Source organism: Bradyrhizobium sp. GW821-FHT12B03 (assembly GCF_058807535.1).
This window is the reverse complement of sequence record NZ_JBXAQU010000005.1, coordinates 337,061-355,091: the sequence shown is the minus strand read 5'-3', so window position 1 is coordinate 355,091 and position 18,031 is coordinate 337,061. Positions and strand designations below refer to the sequence as shown.

The 18,031-nt window shown below is 65.8% G+C and carries 13 protein-coding genes; 5 read left to right on the top strand and 8 right to left on the bottom strand.

Translation table 11 applies throughout. From position 1 onward, the window contains the following. The first annotated feature begins 267 nt into the window (after positions 1-267). Both AC1RUR_RS13190 and AC1RUR_RS13185 read left to right on the top strand, forming a co-directional pair. The gene (locus tag AC1RUR_RS13190) at positions 268-2,523 is read left to right on the top strand and encodes a TonB-dependent siderophore receptor (protein ID WP_492844545.1); all 2,256 of its coding nucleotides are present in this window, start codon (positions 268-270) and stop codon (positions 2,521-2,523) included. Between the two features lie 126 nt (positions 2,524-2,649). After that, complete coding sequence (locus AC1RUR_RS13185) at positions 2,650-3,630, top strand: zinc-binding alcohol dehydrogenase family protein (RefSeq protein WP_492844543.1); 981 nt, start codon at positions 2,650-2,652, stop codon at positions 3,628-3,630. A 35-nt stretch (positions 3,631-3,665) separates the two neighbouring features. Here AC1RUR_RS13185 and AC1RUR_RS13180 read toward each other — a convergent pair whose 3' ends face one another. Then, a complete protein-coding gene (locus AC1RUR_RS13180) occupies positions 3,666-4,022 on the bottom strand; it encodes a hypothetical protein (protein ID WP_492844541.1) in 357 nt (118 codons plus the stop codon). A 387-nt stretch (positions 4,023-4,409) separates the two neighbouring features. On the opposite strand from AC1RUR_RS13180, the gene AC1RUR_RS13175 reads away from it, so the two are divergent. After that, positions 4,410-5,510 (top strand): hypothetical protein, encoded by a 1,101-nt coding sequence (locus AC1RUR_RS13175; protein ID WP_492844539.1) that lies wholly within the window; start codon positions 4,410-4,412, stop codon positions 5,508-5,510. Between the two features lie 95 nt (positions 5,511-5,605). On the opposite strand, the gene AC1RUR_RS13170 is transcribed toward AC1RUR_RS13175, so the two are convergent. Both AC1RUR_RS13170 and AC1RUR_RS13165 read right to left on the bottom strand, forming a co-directional pair. Then, positions 5,606-6,220, bottom strand: a complete 615-nt coding sequence (locus AC1RUR_RS13170) for a DUF2147 domain-containing protein (RefSeq protein ID WP_492844536.1) — start codon at positions 6,218-6,220, stop codon at positions 5,606-5,608. 107 nt (positions 6,221-6,327) lie between these two features. Then, positions 6,328-7,356, bottom strand: a complete 1,029-nt coding sequence (locus tag AC1RUR_RS13165; protein WP_492844534.1) for an NAD(P)/FAD-dependent oxidoreductase — start codon at positions 7,354-7,356, stop codon at positions 6,328-6,330. Between the two features lie 182 nt (positions 7,357-7,538). Here AC1RUR_RS13165 and AC1RUR_RS13160 point away from each other — a divergent pair, with 182 nt between their 5' ends. Beyond that, positions 7,539-8,006: an acyl-CoA thioesterase gene (locus tag AC1RUR_RS13160; RefSeq protein ID WP_492844532.1), complete on the top strand. Its 468-nt coding sequence runs from the start codon at positions 7,539-7,541 to the stop codon at positions 8,004-8,006. Positions 8,007-8,024: 18 nt separating this feature from the next. On the opposite strand, the gene AC1RUR_RS13155 is transcribed toward AC1RUR_RS13160, so the two are convergent. After that, positions 8,025-8,345 (bottom strand): 2Fe-2S iron-sulfur cluster-binding protein, encoded by a 321-nt coding sequence (locus AC1RUR_RS13155; RefSeq protein ID WP_008143731.1) that lies wholly within the window; start codon positions 8,343-8,345, stop codon positions 8,025-8,027. A gap of 169 nt (positions 8,346-8,514) precedes the next feature. Then, a complete protein-coding gene (locus AC1RUR_RS13150) occupies positions 8,515-8,859 on the bottom strand; it encodes an Hpt domain-containing protein (RefSeq protein WP_492844529.1) in 345 nt (114 codons plus the stop codon). A 429-nt stretch (positions 8,860-9,288) separates the two neighbouring features. On the opposite strand from AC1RUR_RS13150, the gene AC1RUR_RS13145 reads away from it, so the two are divergent. Then, complete coding sequence (locus tag AC1RUR_RS13145; protein ID WP_492844527.1) at positions 9,289-15,072, top strand: apolipoprotein A-IV repeat region-like domain-containing protein; 5,784 nt, start codon at positions 9,289-9,291, stop codon at positions 15,070-15,072. A 126-nt stretch (positions 15,073-15,198) separates the two neighbouring features. Here the strand turns inward: AC1RUR_RS13145 and AC1RUR_RS13140 are convergent, their stop codons facing one another. The 3 genes from AC1RUR_RS13140 to AC1RUR_RS13130 are packed head-to-tail and all read right to left on the bottom strand — an operon-like array spanning position 15,199 to position 18,025. Beyond that, positions 15,199-16,077, bottom strand: coding sequence for an MlaD family protein (locus tag AC1RUR_RS13140; RefSeq protein WP_492844524.1), 879 nt, complete (start codon positions 16,075-16,077; stop codon positions 15,199-15,201). Between the two features lie 29 nt (positions 16,078-16,106). Further along, complete coding sequence (locus AC1RUR_RS13135) at positions 16,107-16,889, bottom strand: ABC transporter ATP-binding protein (RefSeq protein WP_492844522.1); 783 nt, start codon at positions 16,887-16,889, stop codon at positions 16,107-16,109. A gap of 2 nt (positions 16,890-16,891) precedes the next feature. Beyond that, a complete protein-coding gene (locus AC1RUR_RS13130) occupies positions 16,892-18,025 on the bottom strand; it encodes an MlaE family ABC transporter permease (RefSeq protein WP_492844520.1) in 1,134 nt (377 codons plus the stop codon). Positions 18,026-18,031: the final 6 nt, after the last annotated feature.

Genomic DNA, 18,031 nt, shown 5'->3' with positions numbered 1-18,031 from the left:
GAGCCACCTTGCGTATCCACGGTGCCTTGAGGCGACTGCAGGCAGATCACGCAGGTCGATCGAGACGGCGTCAGTCTAGGTCGCGACGAGACGTACTTCTCCATTCTCTCATTCACCCATCCGCGCGCCGCAATCAAGCGGCGTGCGTTCTACTTATACGTATACTAATTCCAAATCTGATGATTGAGGGACCATTGCGTCCCTCCTGCACTTCAAGCCGTCGACTGCGCTTGTTAGTCGTCCGCCCCGCAAATGATGGGGTCGCGAATGACTACATATCTGAGAACGACGGCGGGATTGATCGGCGGCGCACTGCCGCTGCTGGCAGGCTTGCTGGACGCATCGCCGGCCGAGGCGCAATCGTCGCCGCAGGAATTGCCCGCCGTCGTGGTCGAGCAATCGTCGCGGCCGGCGGCGCGCGCACGTCCGGTTCGCTCCCGTCAGGCCGCACAGGCGGCAAGCCGCCGTCGCCAGGCCGAACGGACGCCGTCGAACGCCGAGACTCAAACGGCCGGCGCGGGCACGGCTGCGGAGACCGCGACAGGCCCCGTCCGCGGCTACGTCGCGACCCACAGCGGCACTGGCACCAAGACCGACACGCCGCTGCGCGAGACGCCGCAGTCGATCAGCGTGGTGACCGCCGATCGGGTCATCGACCAGGGCGCGACCACCGTGCAGGAAGCGTTGCGCTATGTGCCGGGCGTGTTCGCCGACGCCTACGGCGCGGACTCGCGCGGCGACTATCCGCGCATCCGCGGCCAGGATCCGAACATCTATCTCGACGGCACGCGGATGGTGAACACCTGGAATTTCAATGAATGGCGGCCGGAGCCCTACACGCTGGAGCGCATCGAGGTTCTGCGCGGTCCCTCCTCGGTGCTCTACGGCGACACCTCGACGGCAGGTCTCTTGAACCTGATCTCGAAGCGTCCGCAGGCGGAAAGCGCCAACGAGATCGGCGTGCAATATGGCAGCTTCAACCGCAAGCAGGTGCAGCTCGATTCCACGGGAAAGCTGACCAAGGACGGCGAGTGGCTTTATCGCTTCGTCGGCGTGTTCCGCGACAGCAACATGCAGACCGACTACGTCAAGGACGACCGCATCCTGCTGGCGCCGTCGCTGACCTGGCGCCCGACCAACAACACGAGCTGGACCGTGCTCGGCACCTATCAAAAGGACAAGACGGGTTCCTCCACGGCGTTCCTGCCGCATGAGGGGACGCTCTATCCCGGTCCCAACGGCCTCATTCCGGTCAACCGCTTCACCAGCGAGCCAGGCTGGGATCGCTACCAGACCGAGACCGGCGCCGTCTCCAGCCTGTTCGAGCACCGCTTCAACGATGGCCTGACCGTCAGGCAGAACCTGCGCTATACGCATGTCGAGGGCATCTATCACGGCCTTTATCCGGACGTGTATTCCACACCGGACAATCCGTTCCTGGATGCCGAGCGTCGCACGGTGGCGCGCTACATCTGGGCCCGGGACAGCGTCAAGGACAATTTCACCTCGGACAGCAATGCCGAGCTGAAGTTCGCAACCGGCGCGCTCTTGCACAAGACGTTGTTCGGCGTCGACTACCGCGGCTACAAGGAGCGCGCTTCGTCCGGCGGGGGCTACGACGCGACGCCGTTCGATCTCTACGCGCCGGTCTACACCGGCGTCACGCCGCCGGTCATGTCGGCGGAGCCCGATCTGCGGCAGAGCCAGCTCGGCCTCTACGCTCAGGACCAGTTGCGGCTCGGGCCGTGGCTCGCCGTGCTCGGCCTGCGCCACGACTACGTCACCAGCGACACGCAGGGCTCGCCGGTCGAGCATTACCAGGCGACCACGGGCCGCGCCGCGCTGATGTACGAGCTGCCGTTCGGCGTCACGCCCTACGTCACCTATGCACAATCGTTCAATCCGGTGTTCGGCAGCGGTGTCTGCGCCACGGGAGCCTGCACGCCACAGCGCGGCGAGATGGTGGAGCTCGGCTTCAAGTACAATCCGGCGCCCGGCAATGCCATCAATGGCGCGATCTTCGACACCACCGAGCGGAACAGGCTCGCCAGCGATCCCGACAATCCGCTGCTCTCGATCCAGACCGGCAAGGTCCGCATCCGCGGCGCCGAACTCGAGGTTCTTACGCGCGTCACGCCGGATCTCGATCTGATCGCCGCCTACGCCTATCTCGACGCCCGCGTCGAGAGCGGCGACAATGCCGGCAAGCATGTCGAGACCGTGCCGGATCACCAGGCCTCGCTCTGGGCGAAGTACCGCCTCACTTTGCTCGGCCTGCCCGGCGTCACGCTCGGCGGCGGCGTACGCTACGTCGGCCAATCCTGGGACGGCACCGACACCATCCGCACGCCCGACTACACCTTGTTCGACGCCATGGTCCGTTACGACAACGGCCCCTGGCGACTTCAGGTCAACGCCAGCAATCTCTTCGACAAGCGCCATCTCACGACCTGCCTGTCGCGCGGCGACTGCTTCCTCGGCACCGGTCGCACGGTGCTCGGCAGCGTGACCTACAAATTCTAGGAGCGAGGGCTACGTCATGCTGCCCGGCAATGACGTAGCAATCGCATTCCAGAAGCCTGCGCCGAAGCTTGAATCTTGACGCCTTCTCCTGCAAGCCGGTTGGCAAGACCCACAGGATCTCATGCCATGACCCAGATGAAGGCAGCAGTGATACGCGAGGCCGGCGGCCCCGAGGTGCTGCGTATCGAGAGCTGGCCCGTGCCGACGCCTGCGCCGGATCAGGTTCTCATTCGCGTCAAGGCCTTCGGCCTCAACCGGTCCGAGCTCTTCACCCGGCGCGGCCTGTCGCCGGGCGTGAGCTTTCCGCGCGTGCTCGGCATCGAGGCGGTCGGCCTCATCGAGGAAGCGCCGGGCGGCCGATTTCGCAAGGGGCAGATCGTCGCAACCGCCATGGGCGGCATGGGACGGCAGTTCGACGGCGGCTACGCGGACTATGTTTGCGTGCCCGCCGCACAGGTCCAGGTGCTCGAGACCAACCTGTCGTGGGAGACGCTCGGAGCTTTGCCGGAGATGCTCCAGACCGCCTGGGGTTCGCTGTTCACCGCCTTGCAGCTCAAGCGCGGCGAGCGGCTCCTGATCCGGGGCGGAACCACCTCGGTCGGCCTTGCGGCTGCGGCCATCGCGAGCATGCACGGCGCCGAGGTGATCTCCACTACGCGCAATCCCGCGCGCATGGAGCTGGTGCGCTCCGCCGGGGCAGACCTTGCCATCATCGACGACGGCCGGATCGCCGAGACGGTCAAGGCTGCAAGCGGAGGCGGCGTCGACAAGGTGCTGGAGCTGATCGGCACGACAACGCTGGCGGACTCCCTGCAATGCGCGCGGGCGAACGGCATCGTCTGCATGACGGGCATGGTCGGAGACAAATGGTGGTTCGATCAATTCAGCCCGATGGACGTCATCCCCAATGCCGTCAACCTCACCGTTTACTCCGGAGGCCCTGACGACTTCATGCAGACGCCGTTGCAGGAACTGGTGCGGCAGATCGAAACAGGCGCGCTTCGGGTCCAGGTCGGGCGGGTCTTTCATCTCGCGGAGATCGCGGAGGCGCACCGCTGCATGGACGCCAACGCGGCCGGCGGAAAAATCGTCGTCCTCACCGATTGAGGATGCGCCTCTTCCCCCGATGACGAGCCGGACCGCTACGTCATGCTGCCCGGCATGAAGCAGCGCACGCGCGGATGGCCGTCGATATAGTGCTTCCAGACCATGGTGCGGCCGATCTTGTTCGGCACGGTGATCACGGCGCCGTCGGGCACGACCACCCATTCGTCGTCGAGATGCACGCGGTAACGCCCCTTGTCGGACTCCCAATCGACATCGGCGACCACGTAGCCGTCGGCATCGGAGCAGCATTGTCCGTATTCGCTTTGCAGGCTTTCGAACCAGGGCTTGAGCGGCGAGTTGGCGTAGCGGCCGTCGTCGCGCGCCAGCGCCGAGGTCGCCAGCAGCGCCATCAGCCCCGGCAGCGCCGCCGCACATAGTCTTGCAAGTCGCATGTCGTCTCCGCGGATCGCAATCAGCGCCGCGAGGGACAAACATCACCGTCCGCCTTCCGCACGGTGGCGGCAGGCGTGAAGACGGCGACTCGCTCCCCAGCGGCTTTGCCACAGCTATGCAAATCCAGCGCCAGCGCGCATTCCGGACAACTACTGCCGCAAGGTGTTGCGCGCAGCTTCTGCAGGCTCCCGCGCCGGCGATCGCCGCGGCCATTTTGAAGGCTTTCCTTGTCGCGCCGGGACGTGTACGAACATTGCCGCGAACCTTATCGCATCGTTTAACCAGCTGTTTCGATTAGAGAAATCGGGTGCCAGCGTGACAGGCATTGGACCGTCAGCGCTATGAATTCGAGAGAGTTGCTCCCTGGCCAGCAGGATGCGACCGATTTGCCCGCAAACCAGGTGCAGTTTGCGCTCGTGATTTCGCGCATGCTGGAGACGATCAAGGACGACGCGGAAGCCAGGCGGCAGATGGTCTACGATCTTGCCCGCTACAAGCTTCAGGAGCAGTTCACCTACGCCGACGCCAGAAACATCGACCAGATGAAGCGGGCGCTCGAGATCGCCATCGACGAGGTCGAAAAATTCTCGCGTGAGCAGGCGCCGCTGGAACGGTTGCCGCAACACCAGCTCACCTCGTCGACAACGGCCGAGCCCGGTGGCCTTCTGGTGTCCGGCGATGCCAACGTTCCGCGATCAGGGGTCGGGGCATCCCGCAGCAAGCTGCCGGTGATCTCATATCCGCTCTGGCCCGTGATCAAGCGCACGGCGGTCATCCTGCTCGCCGCCAGCGCCGTCGTTCTTCTCATCTCGCAGCGAGACCATATCGCCGCGCTGCGCCGGCTGATCTCGTCCCAGCCCCCGGAGATCGCGCTGGTCGCGCCCAAACCGGAGACGACGATCACGGTCGCCAAGCCGGAGATGGTGACGCCCGCCGCGCCTGCCCCAACGCGCGTGCTGCCAACCGATTACGGCATCTACGCCTTGATCGACGACAAGTCGCTGGCAGAGCTGAATGCGGCCGGCGTGATGGCGCCCGACATGCGCATTGCGATTTCAGCGGCGTTCAAGAAACCCGATCGGCCTCGCCTGTCCAACGGCCGCGTCAAGTTCATCGTGTTTCGCCGCGATGTCGCAAAGGCCATTCCCGAACGCGTCGAGGTTCGGGTCGTGGCGAAAATCGCCAAGGAATATTCGACCGACGCTGCAGGCAAGACACCGAATGGCGGAGACGATTTCGGGGTCATCCGCAACATCGCCTATCCGTTCCGGGCGTCGCCGATTTCAGGAACACCCGAAATGTACGAGCTTCATGCCGGCGATTCAGAGCTTGATCTCCCGCCGGGTTATTACATCCTGAGCCTGGGAACGCAGGCCTACTATTTCCAGGTCGATGGCGAGGTCACCGATCCCCGGCATTGCCTCGAGCGTGTCGTCACCGGCAACGGCACCTTCTATGCGCCGTGCAAGAAGGCGCGGACGTATTGACGATTCCGTAGCCCGGGCGAGCGCAGCGATATCCGGGACAAGTGGTCCCGCATGTCGCTTCGCGCATGCGGGCCGCAAGTGAAGCGGCAGCAAACCTACTGCTTCGGCGCCGGCGCCATCATCGCGCCACCCTTCTTCGCGGGCGCGGGTGCAGGCTTCGCCGTCGCGGCCGCCTGGGCGGGCAGATATTTGGCGACGATGGCGGGATCGACCTGGGCGATGTTGGTGTCCGGCAGGCGTGTCCAGGTCTCGTCCTTGCCGAACAGGGAAATGCCGAGAAAGCCGCGCATGGTCAGGGTCTGGCCATCAGGGCTCACCGTCATCTTGGCCTTCCAGATGTTGCCGTCGCGCGGATTGACCACGTTGCCGCCGTCATATTTCAAGCCGTCGCGCTTCATGTCGCGGATGAAGGAGAGTCCGAGCACCGGCTGGTTCTTGCGATCGTCAGTGCATTTCGTGCAGGCCTCGTTCGGATCGTCGCCGGGGCGCGGAAAGGTCTTTGCGATCACGCCCTCGAAGATGCCGTTGTGGTCGATGAAGAGAAACCATCCCACCGTCTTGCCGTCCTCGACCTTCTGCCAGAGCCCTGCAGCGGTTGGCTGGGCCGGCGTCGCCGCCGGGGTTTGCGCCGCAGCCGGGCTCGCCGCGCCGAACGACAGCGCGAGCGCGAGCAGCGAGAGCAGCCGAAAGCCGGAAAACAGATTCCGCATTATGATCACCTTGCTATTCCACGACTGGAATGGCCGCAGACTACGGCGATTTCGCGAACGGTTCCAGCACCAGAAACATGGGGCATCGCCCTCCCGCTCGCTTGCGGTCAGTTGACCCCGAGCTTCTTTTGCAGGCTGGAGGACGAGGTCGTGTACTGGAACACGAGCCGCTTCTCCGGATAGACGTAGCGATGTGCTTTTTGCGACATCAGCGCGCCCTCGTGGAAGCCGCACAGGATCAGCTTGATCTTGCCGGGATAGGTGTTGATGTCGCCGATGGCGAAGATGCCCGATACGTTGGTCTCGAACGCGGATGTCTCGACCGGCACCAGATTGTTCTCCAGCGCAATGCCCCAGTTCGCGACCGGACCGAGCTTCATGGTCAGCCCGAAGAACGGCAGCATGGTATCGCAGGCGATCTCGGTGACGGTGTTGTCGTTGCCCTTGATGGTTGCACCGGTCAGCTTGCCCTCGGCGCCGGCGAGTGCAGTGACCTGGCCGAGCCGGAGATCCATCTTGCCGCCCGCGACCAGCGCACGCATCTGCTCGACGCTGTGAGGGGCGGCGCGAAACTCGTCGCGACGGTGCAGAAGCGTGATGCGCTTGGCTATCGGATGCAGATTGAGCGTCCAGTCGAGCGCGGAATCGCCGCCGCCGACGATCAGCACGTTCTTGTCGCGGAACGTCTCCATCTTGCGCACGGCGTAGTGCACCGAGCTGCCCTCATAGGCCTCGATGCCCGGCACCGGCGGCCGCTTGGGCTGGAACGAGCCGCCGCCAGCCGCGATCACCACCACCTTGCACTCGAACACCTTGCCGGTATCGGTGGTGCAACGAAATGCGGGATCGCCGATCTTCTCCACCGTCTCGACCATCTCGCCGAGATGGAAGGTCGGATGGAACGGCTTGATCTGCTCCATCAGCGCCTCGGTGAGCCCCTGCCCCGAAACCTGCGGAATGCCGGGGATGTCGTAGATCGGCTTTTCCGGATAGAGCTCGGCGCACTGGCCGCCGACCTTGTCGAGGATGTCGACGAAATGCGCCTTCATGTCGAGAAGGCCGAGCTCGAAGGCGGCGAACAGACCGCAGGGGCCGGCGCCAATAATCAGCACATCGGTTTTGATCACGTCGCTCATGTCGTCTCTTTATCGATCGTTATCGGTGGGACGGCGCCCGGCGGGCAGAGGTGACCCTGCCTGTCTAGCCAACGGGGATGGATCAGGGAAGGCATAAAAGCGGGAGCGCCCCGCAGCCGCGCCCACTTGCCGGGTCAAAATAACTGGGCTGTAACGAGGACGGATATGACGGAGATCAATCGGTGAACGCACCAAGCCGCCTCGATACGACGCCGCGCCTGGAGGACTACCCCTACCGCCTCGGCGACAACGTCCGCTTCGGCGATCTCGATCCCAACCAGCACGTCAACAACGCGGTCTACGCCACCTATTTCGAGACCGGCCGTGTCACGCTGATGAAGAGCCCGGACTACGGGCTTACGCCGCCGGGCCTCGCCTGGATCATGGTGCGGCTCGACATCCATTTCCGCGCCGAGCTGCACTGGCCGAACACGATCGAGCTCGGCCTCGGCGTGGTGAAACTGGGACGGACGTCGGTGACCTTCGAGCAGGTCGTGTTCTCGCAGGGAAAATGCATCGCCTCGGCGACGTCGGTCGGCGTCATGCTCGATGAGGCGACGCGGCGGCCGGCACCGCTGACCGCGGAGATCGTCGAGAAGCTCAAACCCTGGCACAAGCGCGGCATCGAGGTCGCACCGCCGACCACCTGACGCAGAGCGACGATTGAATCAGGCCTGCCGTTCCGGCGTCGCCACGACCAGCCCGTCGAGCTCGTCGGAGACCTTGATCTGGCAGGACAGGCGCGAGTTCGGGCGCACGTCGAAACCGAAGTCGAGCATGTCCTCTTCCATCGGGGTCGGGCTGCCGACCTTCTCGCGCCAGGCTTCGTCGACATAGACATGGCAGGTCGCGCAGGCACAGGCGCCGCCGCATTCGGCCTCGATGCCGGGAATGCTGTTGCGGATGGCGGCTTCCATCACGGTTGCGCCGTTCTCGATTTCCACCGTACGGGTTTCGCCCTTGTGGTCGACAAAGTGAATCTTGGCCATGTGTGCTCGTGCTGCCGCGATGTTGGGAATGAAGGAGGGTCCGGGCTGTCCTATAACGGGTCGGTTAGCCCGGCGCCATAGCGTTTTCGAGCGACGTGGATCCCGGTTCGGGTGCAGAAAATACGTCAAAACAAAAGACTAGAGGCACCCGCCGTTTCGGGGGGCCGGCCTAGTGCTTCAGGATCGCCTCGATGGCGGCGCGGACCTCGGCGACGGCCTCCTTCAGCGCGGCGAAGGCGTGGGACCGGTCGTGGCCGGTCCGGATCGCGGTCTCCAGCTCAGCGGCGGCATCCGCTACCGCAAAGGCGCCGATCCCGCGGGCCGAGCCCTTGAGCTTGTGCGCGAGCGCGCCGGCCTCGGCCGGCAAACCGGTCATCGCGGCAAGCAGGTGGACCGCCTGCTCGGCAAACATCGCGAGCACTTCCTGTTCCAGCTCGGCATCGCCGAGCGTCATGCGGGAGAGGTGGTCGAGATCGAGCGGGCTGTCGATGGGCGCAAGCGGGGGCGAGGGCATCCATTCCATCCGTTGCAGTTCAGGCGTCATGGCGCAGGCCCCGGCATCGCGCGACAGTTCCGCCCGGTTCGGCGGCGCGGTTCCTCCCACCCAAGCATGGAAATGGTTAACGAAATGTTTGGGCCGTTTTACGTAATTCCGCCCGCATATTGACGAAAAGTTGCCGCAATCTGGCGAGTCCGGTGGAGAATTGCATTTATTGCTAAGGCGTTACGGCGCGATCCTGTTAACGATGATTAAGATTGTCTTAATCGCAGGCATTTCATTCGCGACGCTCTGCCAATAGGATGTTGCAGAAATTGGCGGACAAGCCGTCCGGGTGGGGACGGCTCGGAGATCCGCGCAAGCGGCATGATCCGGTCTGTGGGCTTGCGTAGCGCGCGGGGCTCGCGGGGGGACGCGTACCAGTAACGAGGGCTCGGACTGAACATGGCGAACACTCCGAAAAAGGTCAAAGACCCGACAGAAGTTGCGCTTTCTGCGATCCAGGAAGCCCTGAACATCAGCGACACCGCTGCGGACACCAGCCGCAACGCCTCGATGCGCAACGAAACGGCGCCTTCGGTGGCCCCCCCGGCGCCCCCGATCTATGACGAGCCGACATTCGAGCCGCGCCCTGCCGCCAACGAGCGCGCCACCGTGTTCGATACGATCGAGGAGCCGCGTTCCTCGCGCCGTGCCGCCAATGACGACCGCGAGACCATCGGCCAGCTGCTCCAGGCGCTTCAGAAGGGCCGCCCGGCCCGCAGCGTCTATACCTTCGCCACCATCTTCGCCGGCGTCTGGCTCGCCGCCTGCGCCGCGCTGACCGTCGGCTTCCTGCCCTCGATCCAGGCCGCCATGGGCCAGAGCGGCGGCGTGCTGGTCATCGCCGGCCTGATCGCGATGTTCTTCGCGCCCATCATGCTGTTCTACTTCCTGGCGAGCCTGGTCTGGCGCGGCCAGGAAATGCGCATGATCGCGCAGGCGATGGCGCAGGTCGCGATCCGCTTCTCCGAGCCGGAAGGTTCGGCCTCCGATTCCATGGTCACCGTCGGCCAGGCCATCCGCCGCGAGGTCGCGGCGATGGGCGACGGCATCGAGCGCGCCATCGCGCGCGCCGGCGAGCTCGAGACGCTGGTCGCCAACGAGGTCGCCGCGCTTGAACGCGCCTATTCCGACAACGAAGTGCGCATCCGCGCCCTGCTCCAGGACATCGCGCATCAGCGCGACAATTTGGTCGGCCAGGCCGAGCAGGTCCGCAGCGCCATCTCCGGCGTGCAGATCGATTTGCGCCACGACATCGCGCTGATCTCGGATGCGATCGCATCGCGCGTCGACGAGGTCGCCAAGTCCATCACCGGCGCGCTCGAAGAGCGCGGCGCCCACATCACCGGCGCGCTCAGCAATGCCGGCGACAACATGATCCTGGCGCTCGGCGAGCGCGGCGGCGACCTGCTCGACCGCCTCGAGGAAGCCAGCAACGAGACCACGCGCGCCGTGCTCGACGCCAGCGAGCGGCTGACCACCAGCCTCAACTTCAAGACCGGTCACGTCCACGACGAGTTCGTCGACCTCGCCGACCGCGTCCACGAGATGCTGAACGAGCGTATCGACCGCATCACCGGCGAGTTCGAGCAGCGCTCCGCCGCGATCGTCGACGGCATCTCCGAGCGCACCGAGCAGGTGCATGACAGCCTGAAGAACTCGTCGGACTCCCTGCTGCTCGAGCTCGAGCTGCGCTCCAACGACCTCTCCGCCAAGATCGACGACGCCGGCAACCGCCTCGCCAACCACATCATGACGAGCGGCGACAAGGCGAGCGAGGCGCTCGACGCCACCGTCAACACCCTCGTCGCCAAGGTCGTGAGCCAGACCGAGACCGCGCACGACTCGCTGTCGCTCCAGATGAGCGCCTTCGACGAACTGGTGAAGAACCAGGGCACCGAGCTGGTCGAGAAGTTCGCCCGCGATTCCGGCACGCTGGGCGCGCTGATCACCCGCCACATCTCCGAGTTCGACCGCACCGTGAAGACGTTCGGCGGCGAGATCGTCGAGCGCATGGGCCAGCGCACCCACGACATCCATGAGTCGCTGAAGACCTATGTCGACAATTTCGACACCCGCTTCACCTCGAACGGCGGCGCGATCACGGCCGTGCTCGATCAGCGCCTGGTGCAGTTCGAGACCACGGTCGGCGAACGCGTCACCAATCTCGATGCCTCGCTGAACGGCAAGATCGCCGGCCTCGACAGCACGATTGAAAGCCACATCAAGACCTTCGACGCGCAGCTCGGCGGCCGCGTCGGCGCGCTCGAACAGTCGTTCGACACCCGCGCCAGGTCCGTGACCGAAACGATCGACGCACGTCTGAACACGCTCTCCGCGTCGCTGACCGACGGTGCCGCGCAGGCGATCCAGTCGGTCGATACGCGCCTGACGCATCTCACGACGACGCTCACCGGCGGTGCGTCGCAGGCGCTCGAGGCCATCGACTCCCGTCTCACCGACCTCACGACGACGCTGACCGGCGGCGCATCGCAGGCACTCGAGGCCATCGACTCCCGCCTGATCAACCTGACCACAACGCTGACCGACGGCGCATCGCAGACGATCCAGACGATCGATACGCGCCTGACGCATCTCACGACGACATTCAACAGCGGCGCGTCGCAGGCGCTCGAGTCCGTTGACAGTCGCCTCACCTACCTGACCAGCGCGCTGACCAACGGCGCCTCGCAGGCCGTGCAGTCGATCGACACGCGTCTCACCCTGCTGACCTCGACCCTCACCGACGGCACCGCGCAGGCGATCGAGGCGGTCGACCGCCGCATCACCGGCGTCACCGAGATCATCGACGTCCGCAGCACGCATCTGACCGACACGGTCACGGCGCGCTTCCAGGACATCCAGCAGGCCATCGAGACCAAGGTCGGCTCTGTCGCCAGCGACATCGACGTGCGCGTGGCGCAGTTCGAGGACCTGCTCGGCTCGCGCGTCGAGGCCGTCGCCGGCCGCATCGAGAGCAGCGGCCGCCAGGCCAGCGAGGACATGATGTCCCGCGCCGAGATGATCTCGACCGCGATCCGCTCGCATGTCGAGGACGCCGAGCGCTCGCTCACCAACCTCGTCGTCAACACCAGCGAGACCATCCAGACCGGGGCGCGCACCGCCCAGCAGTCGCTGATGACGGTCTCCTCCGACGTCAACGCCCAGCTCAAGATGACCTCCTCCGAGGTCGAGCGCGCGCTGACCGCGGTCGGCACTGGTGCCGCGAACTCGATCCTGACCAGCGCCCGCGAAGCACAGTCGACGCTGGTCGCGGCCTCCGGCGATGCCTCCAACCAGATCAAGGGGCTCGCGGCCGACGTCGAACGCACGCTGTCGGCGGCCGGTTCTGCGACCGCAGCCTCGATCCTGGCCGGCGCCCGCGAGGTGCAGACCACGCTCGTCACGGCGTCCTCGGATGCGGCCATCCACGTCAAGACGCTCACCGCCGACGTGCAGCGCTCGCTCTCGCTGGCCGGCGCCACCACGGCGGAATCCATCACCGCCGGCGCCCGCGATGCGCAGAGCGCGCTGATCGCGGCCTCGAGCGAGACCGCCAACCAGATCAAGGCGCTGTCCTCGGACGTGCAGCGTTCGCTCTCGATGGCCGGCACCGCGACGGCCGAGACCATCACGAGCGGCGCCCGCGAGGCCCAGAACACCCTCGTCACGGCGTCCTCCGATGCGGCGAGCCAGGTCAAGTCGCTCGCGGCCGAAGTGCATCGCTCGCTCTCGCAGGTCGGCCAGTCGACCGCCGAGACGATCACGACCAGCGCCCGCGACGCCCAGAGCACCCTGCTCACGGTCTCGGCCGAACAGACCAGCCAGGTCCGTTCGCTCGCGGCCGAGATGCAGCGCGCGCTGGCGACCGCCGGCGGCGCCACCATCGAGGCGCTCACCAGCGGCGTGCGCGAGGCCCAGGGCACGCTGATCTCCGCTTCGACGGATGCGGCAGGCCAGATCAAGTCGCTGACCGCGGACATCGAGCGCACGCTGACCTCGGTCGGCGCCGACACCGCCTCGACCATCCTCAACAGCGCGCGTGAGGCACAGACCTCGCTGACCTCGACCTCGGCGGATGCCGCGAGCCAGATCCGCACGATCTCGACCGAGATCGAGCGCGTGCTCAGCACGGCCACGACCAATGCCGCCAACGACATCCAGACCAGCGCGCTCAACGCCCAGAATGCGCTGATCAACGCCTCTAACGAGGCGAGCTCGCGGGTCAAGTCGAGCTCGGCGGACGTCGAGCGTTCGGTGCTCGCCGCCAGCAGCAGCTTCGGCCAGGCCATGACCGGCAAGACCGACGAGATCGTCACCTATGTGCAGCAGCAGTCCGACCGGCTCGCGAACATGATCGACGCCAAGCGCGGCTCGCTCGTGGATGCGATCGGCTCGAAGACCAGCCAGCTCACGCTCGACATCGACCGCGTGACCTCGGACGCGCTGAAGTCGATCGAGACCCGCGGCCATGCGTTCTCGCAGACCATGATGGGCAACGGCTCGGAAGTCGCCCGCACCATCAATGCGGCGAGCGAGATGGCCACCGGTGCCGTCAACAAGTCGCTCAAGGACCTCGAGCAGGCCTCGCGCGCGGCGATCGACCAGTCGCGCCAGGTCTCGATCGCGGCCGTCACCGAGATGCAGGAGACCAGCAAGATCCTGCGCACCGACACGGTCGCCCTGTTCGAGCGTCTGCGCGAAGGCAACATCCTCCTCCAGGAGGTGCTGACCGGTGCGCACGACAACCTCAACTCGCTCGAGCGGGCGCTGGTGACGCGTGTCGCCGACTTCGTCTCGGCGATGAACGACGTCACCTCGCGCAACGGCGCTGCGACCCAGAACCTGGAAGACCAGCTCAACGTCTTCAACACGAAGACCACGCGGGCGCTCCAGGATCTCGGCGAGCTGTCGACCCAGTTCGACGCGCACGGCAAGGCGCTCGTCGAGGCCGCCCAGGTCGTCGAGCAGAGCAACAAGAACACCACTGCCTCGCTCGCCGAACGCAAGCAGGCGCTGGAATCGCTGGTCACCACGATCGACCTGCGCACGGCCGATCTCGACCAGCGCCTGTCGCGCTTCACCGGCCTGCTCGATGAGTCGCTGGCCGCGGCCGAAGAGCGTGCCCGCGACATCGCCCGCGTCGTCGCCGAGACCGCCGGCGCAGGTTCCGCCGCGATCACCCGCCAGTTCGAGGCGGTGCGCGCGGCGTCCGAGGAGGAGCACCGGCAGACCCTCGACGCCATGCACGACATCTACCGCCAGACCACGGACGAGGCGGATGCGATGTTCAAGCAGTCGACCGAGAAGTTCTCCAACCTCGTCTCCAGCATGAAGCAGATGGCCTTCGAGATGCACAACGAGCTCGAAGCCACCCGCAACGAGCTGCGCCGCGGCGTGCTCGAGATGCCGCAGGAGGCCGCCGAGAGCACTGCGCAGATGCGCAAGGTGATCGTCGACCAGATCGAGGCCCTCGCCGAGCTCAACCGCATCGTGGCCCAGCACGGCCGCGGCCTCGACGTCACCACGACGGGCCGCGCTTCCGTCGCCGTCCAGCGCCAGGAAGAACCGATGCTGGCGACCGCCGGCGGTCGTGGCACCGAGACCCGCATGCGCGACACCGGCAGCGCCTCGACGCTGCCGCCGCCGGACCTCGGCATGCCGGCTCCCTCGCGCCGCACCGAAGCGCCGCCGGTCGCGCCTTCCAGCAACGACCAGGGCCGCGACGGCTGGCTGTCGGACCTGTTGAGCCGCACCGACGCCAATCAGGGCACGCCGACCGGACGTGAAGCCCCGCGCAGCCGCCAGGCTGCACCGGCTCCGCAGCCGCAGGCGCCGCAGGGTGGCGGCAATCCGCTGGAATCGCTGTCGCTCGACATCGGCCGGCTGATGGACCGCAACCTCGCCTCCGAGATGTGGGACCGCTACCAGCGCGGCGAGAACAAGGCCTTCACCAAGCGCCTCTACACGCCCGCCGGCCAGAAGGCCTTCGATGAGGTCGCCCGCAAGTACCGCGCCGACCGCAACTTCAAGGGCACGGTCGACCGCTATGTCGCCGAGTTCGAACGCCTGCTCGACGAAGTCGCCCGCGACGGCCGCGGCCCGCAGGAGCTGCGCAGCCACCTGACCTCGGAGACGGGTCTGGTCTATACCCTGCTCGCGCATGCGGCGGGCCGGCTGGGGTAAGACGAAGTTCGCGAATGGTGAGTGGCGAATAGCGAATGAAAAACGGAGCCCTCGCGGGCTCCGTTTTGTTTTGGATTGATGCAGTACAGATAGCCTATTTGCTATTCGCCACTCACCATTCGCCCGTTACTGCCGCCTGCGCTCGCTCGCCGCGGGCTTCGGCGGTTCGGCCGGCGGCGGAGCGGCTGCTGGCGCGCTGTTGCTGGCGCCGAACAGCACGCGGGTCGGATTGCGGTCGAAATTGTTCACGGCGCGGCTGATGTCGCCCAGCGTACGGCGGCCGTCGGCCATCAGCGCGCCGGAGCGCTTGTCGAAATCGTCGGCGAGCTCGCGGATCGACTTCACCGCCTGAAACAGCTCGCCGCCGTCCTTGCCGCCGGCGAGGGTATTCAGGCCGAGCATGAGATTGTCGGCCTTGAGCATGACGCCGTCGACCTTGCCCATGATGACGTCGATCTTCTCGGAGTTGCGCGCCAGAGAGCTCGTGAAGGTCTCCAGATTCTTCAGCGAGTTCTTCACCGATTCCTGATTGTCGGCGACGATCTTGTTGATGTTCTGCAACGTGCCGCGGATCGCCTCGGTGACGTCCTGCAGCTTGTTGGGATCGGCGGTCAGCGTCGGGATGCCGTCCTGGTCGAGCGGCGGCGGCGGCGCGGCCTCGTCGCCGCCCTTGAGCGAGATCGCGGCAACGCCGGTGAGGCCCTGGAATTCGAGGCCGACCAGGGTGTCCTTGCGGATCGGCGCATTGTTCTCGATCATGGCGAGTGCGACAACCCGCCGCGGGTTGTCCAGCTTCACCGAGACCACTTCGCCCACCCGGATACCGTTGAAATTGACGCTGCCGCCATTGCGCAGGCCCGCCGCCGGACCTTCGAACACGACGCGCAGCGGACTGCGCTGCTTGGTGGTGTGCAGCGACTGGAACCAGAGCACGAAGCCGATCGCCGCGGCAATCACCGCCAGCGTGAACGATCCGATCAAGACGTAGTTCGCCCGCGTTTCCATCAGGTGCTCCGGCTACTCATCCCAGCTACTCAACCCATGACCGCGCGGGCGCGCTTGCCATGGAAATACTGCCTCAACCAGGGATGCTGCGAGGCCTGCATGTCGGCGATCGACCCTGCCGCAATGATCTTACCGTTCCCTAAAACGGCGATGCGGTCACATGCTGTGTAAAGGCTGTCGAGGTCGTGGGTTACCATGAAAACGGTCAGCCCCAAAGTGCGCTGGAGCGTCCTGACCAGCTCGTCGAAGTCGCCGGCGCCGATCGGATCGAGGCCCGAGGTCGGCTCGTCGAGGAAAACGAGGTCCGGATCGAGCGACAGCGCACGTGCGAGCGCGACGCGCTTGATCATGCCGCCCGAGAGCTCCGACGGGAAACGCTCGGCGACCTCGGGCTTCAGACCGACCATGGTCAGCTTGGCCATGGTGATCTCGTCCATCAGCCGCTGCGAGACGCGTAAGTATTCGCGCATCGGGAACTGGATGTTCTGCCGCACGGTGAGCGAAGAGAACAGCGCGCCCTGCTGGAACAGCACGCCCCAGCGCCGCTCGACGTTGCGGCGCTGCGACGTGTTGGAGGAATCGAGGTCGACGCCGAACACCTCGATGGAGCCTGCCACCTTCGGCACGAGACCGATGATGGTGCGCGTCAGCACCGACTTGCCCGCGCCGGAAGGACCGACGAAGCCGAGGATCTCGCCGCGCTTGACGTCGAGGTTGAGGCCGTCGAGCACGCGCGTGCTGCCGAACTGCACGGTGATGTCGCGGACGCGGATGATGGGGTTCTGGATCTCGCTTTGAGCTTCACTTGCCATCGTCACATTCCGATCGAGGCGAAGAAGATCGCGAACACGCCGTCCATGACGATGACGAAGAAGATGCCCTTCACCACCGACGCGGTGGTGTGCTGTCCGAGCGATTCCGCGCTGCCCTGCACGGCGAGACCCTCGACGCAGGCGACGATGCCGATCACGGCGGCCATCACCGGTGCCTTCACGATGCCGACGATGAAATGGTCGATCGAGATGGCATCGCGCAGGCGCAGCAGAAAGGCTTCGGGCTCGACCCCGCCATAGAGCCAGGCGACCAGCCCGCCGCCATAGAGCGCGGCCATGGCGCCGAGGAAGGCGAGGATCGGCAGCGCCAGCACCAGCGCCAGCATGCGCGGCAGCACCAGCACCTCGATCGGGTCGAAACCCATGGTGCGCAGCGCGTCGATCTCCTCGCGCATCTTCATCGAGCCGAGCTCGGCGGTGTAGGCGCTGCCGGAGCGGCCCGCGACCATGATGGCGACCAGCAGGACGCCGATCTCGCGCAGGACCAGCACACCGAGCATGTCGACGACGAAGATGTCGGCGCCGAACCTGCGGAAATGAAAGATGCCCTGCTGGGCGATGATGCAGCCGATCAGGAAGGTGATCAGCACGATGATCGGCACCGCGCGCCAGCAGACCTGCTCCATGTGGTGCACGGTGGAGGTCAGGCGGAACGAGCGCGGATGGATCAGCACGCGCGCTCCCGCCGCAAGCACCGCGCCGAGCATGTCGATCAGGCCCGCCACCGTCCCGGCGACACCCGCCACGGTCCGGCCGATCTGCTCCAGCATGCCGGTGATGGTGATGGTGCTGGCGTCGACCACCGGCGTCGCCCTGACCCGCCGCACCTCGTCGACGAGGCTCGAATAATTGGCGGAGAGGCCCGCGATCTGCGCCTCGGCCGCGCCCTGCGTCAGGCTGCGGCGCAGCCGCTCGATCAGCCAGGCGCCGAACGTGTCGAGCTTGGCGACCTCGGAGACGTCGATGAAGATGTTCTGGGGGCTGCCGGCGAGCTTCTCGGCATCCGCGACCATCCGCTCCAGGACCGGCGCAAAGCTCGCAGTCCAGGTTCCGGTGGCGCAGAGTGCCAGCGCGTTGCCCTTTGCAATCCGTTCCAGCTTCGGATCGCCAGTCAAGATATC

Coding starts and splice junctions, on each gene's coding strand:
- AC1RUR_RS13190 (WP_492844545.1), top strand. CDS start 268: ATGACTACATATCTGAGAACGACGGCGGGATTGATCGGCGGCGCACTG.
- AC1RUR_RS13185 (WP_492844543.1), top strand. CDS start 2,650: ATGACCCAGATGAAGGCAGCAGTGATACGCGAGGCCGGCGGCCCCGAG.
- AC1RUR_RS13180 (WP_492844541.1), bottom strand. CDS start 4,022: ATGCGACTTGCAAGACTATGTGCGGCGGCGCTGCCGGGGCTGATGGCG.
- AC1RUR_RS13170 (WP_492844536.1), bottom strand. CDS start 6,220: ATGCGGAATCTGTTTTCCGGCTTTCGGCTGCTCTCGCTGCTCGCGCTC.
- AC1RUR_RS13165 (WP_492844534.1), bottom strand. CDS start 7,356: ATGAGCGACGTGATCAAAACCGATGTGCTGATTATTGGCGCCGGCCCC.
- AC1RUR_RS13155 (WP_008143731.1), bottom strand. CDS start 8,345: ATGGCCAAGATTCACTTTGTCGACCACAAGGGCGAAACCCGTACGGTG.
- AC1RUR_RS13150 (WP_492844529.1), bottom strand. CDS start 8,859: ATGCCCTCGCCCCCGCTTGCGCCCATCGACAGCCCGCTCGATCTCGAC.
- AC1RUR_RS13145 (WP_492844527.1), top strand. CDS start 9,289: ATGGCGAACACTCCGAAAAAGGTCAAAGACCCGACAGAAGTTGCGCTT.
- AC1RUR_RS13140 (WP_492844524.1), bottom strand. CDS start 16,077: ATGGAAACGCGGGCGAACTACGTCTTGATCGGATCGTTCACGCTGGCG.
- AC1RUR_RS13135 (WP_492844522.1), bottom strand. CDS start 16,889: ATGGCAAGTGAAGCTCAAAGCGAGATCCAGAACCCCATCATCCGCGTC.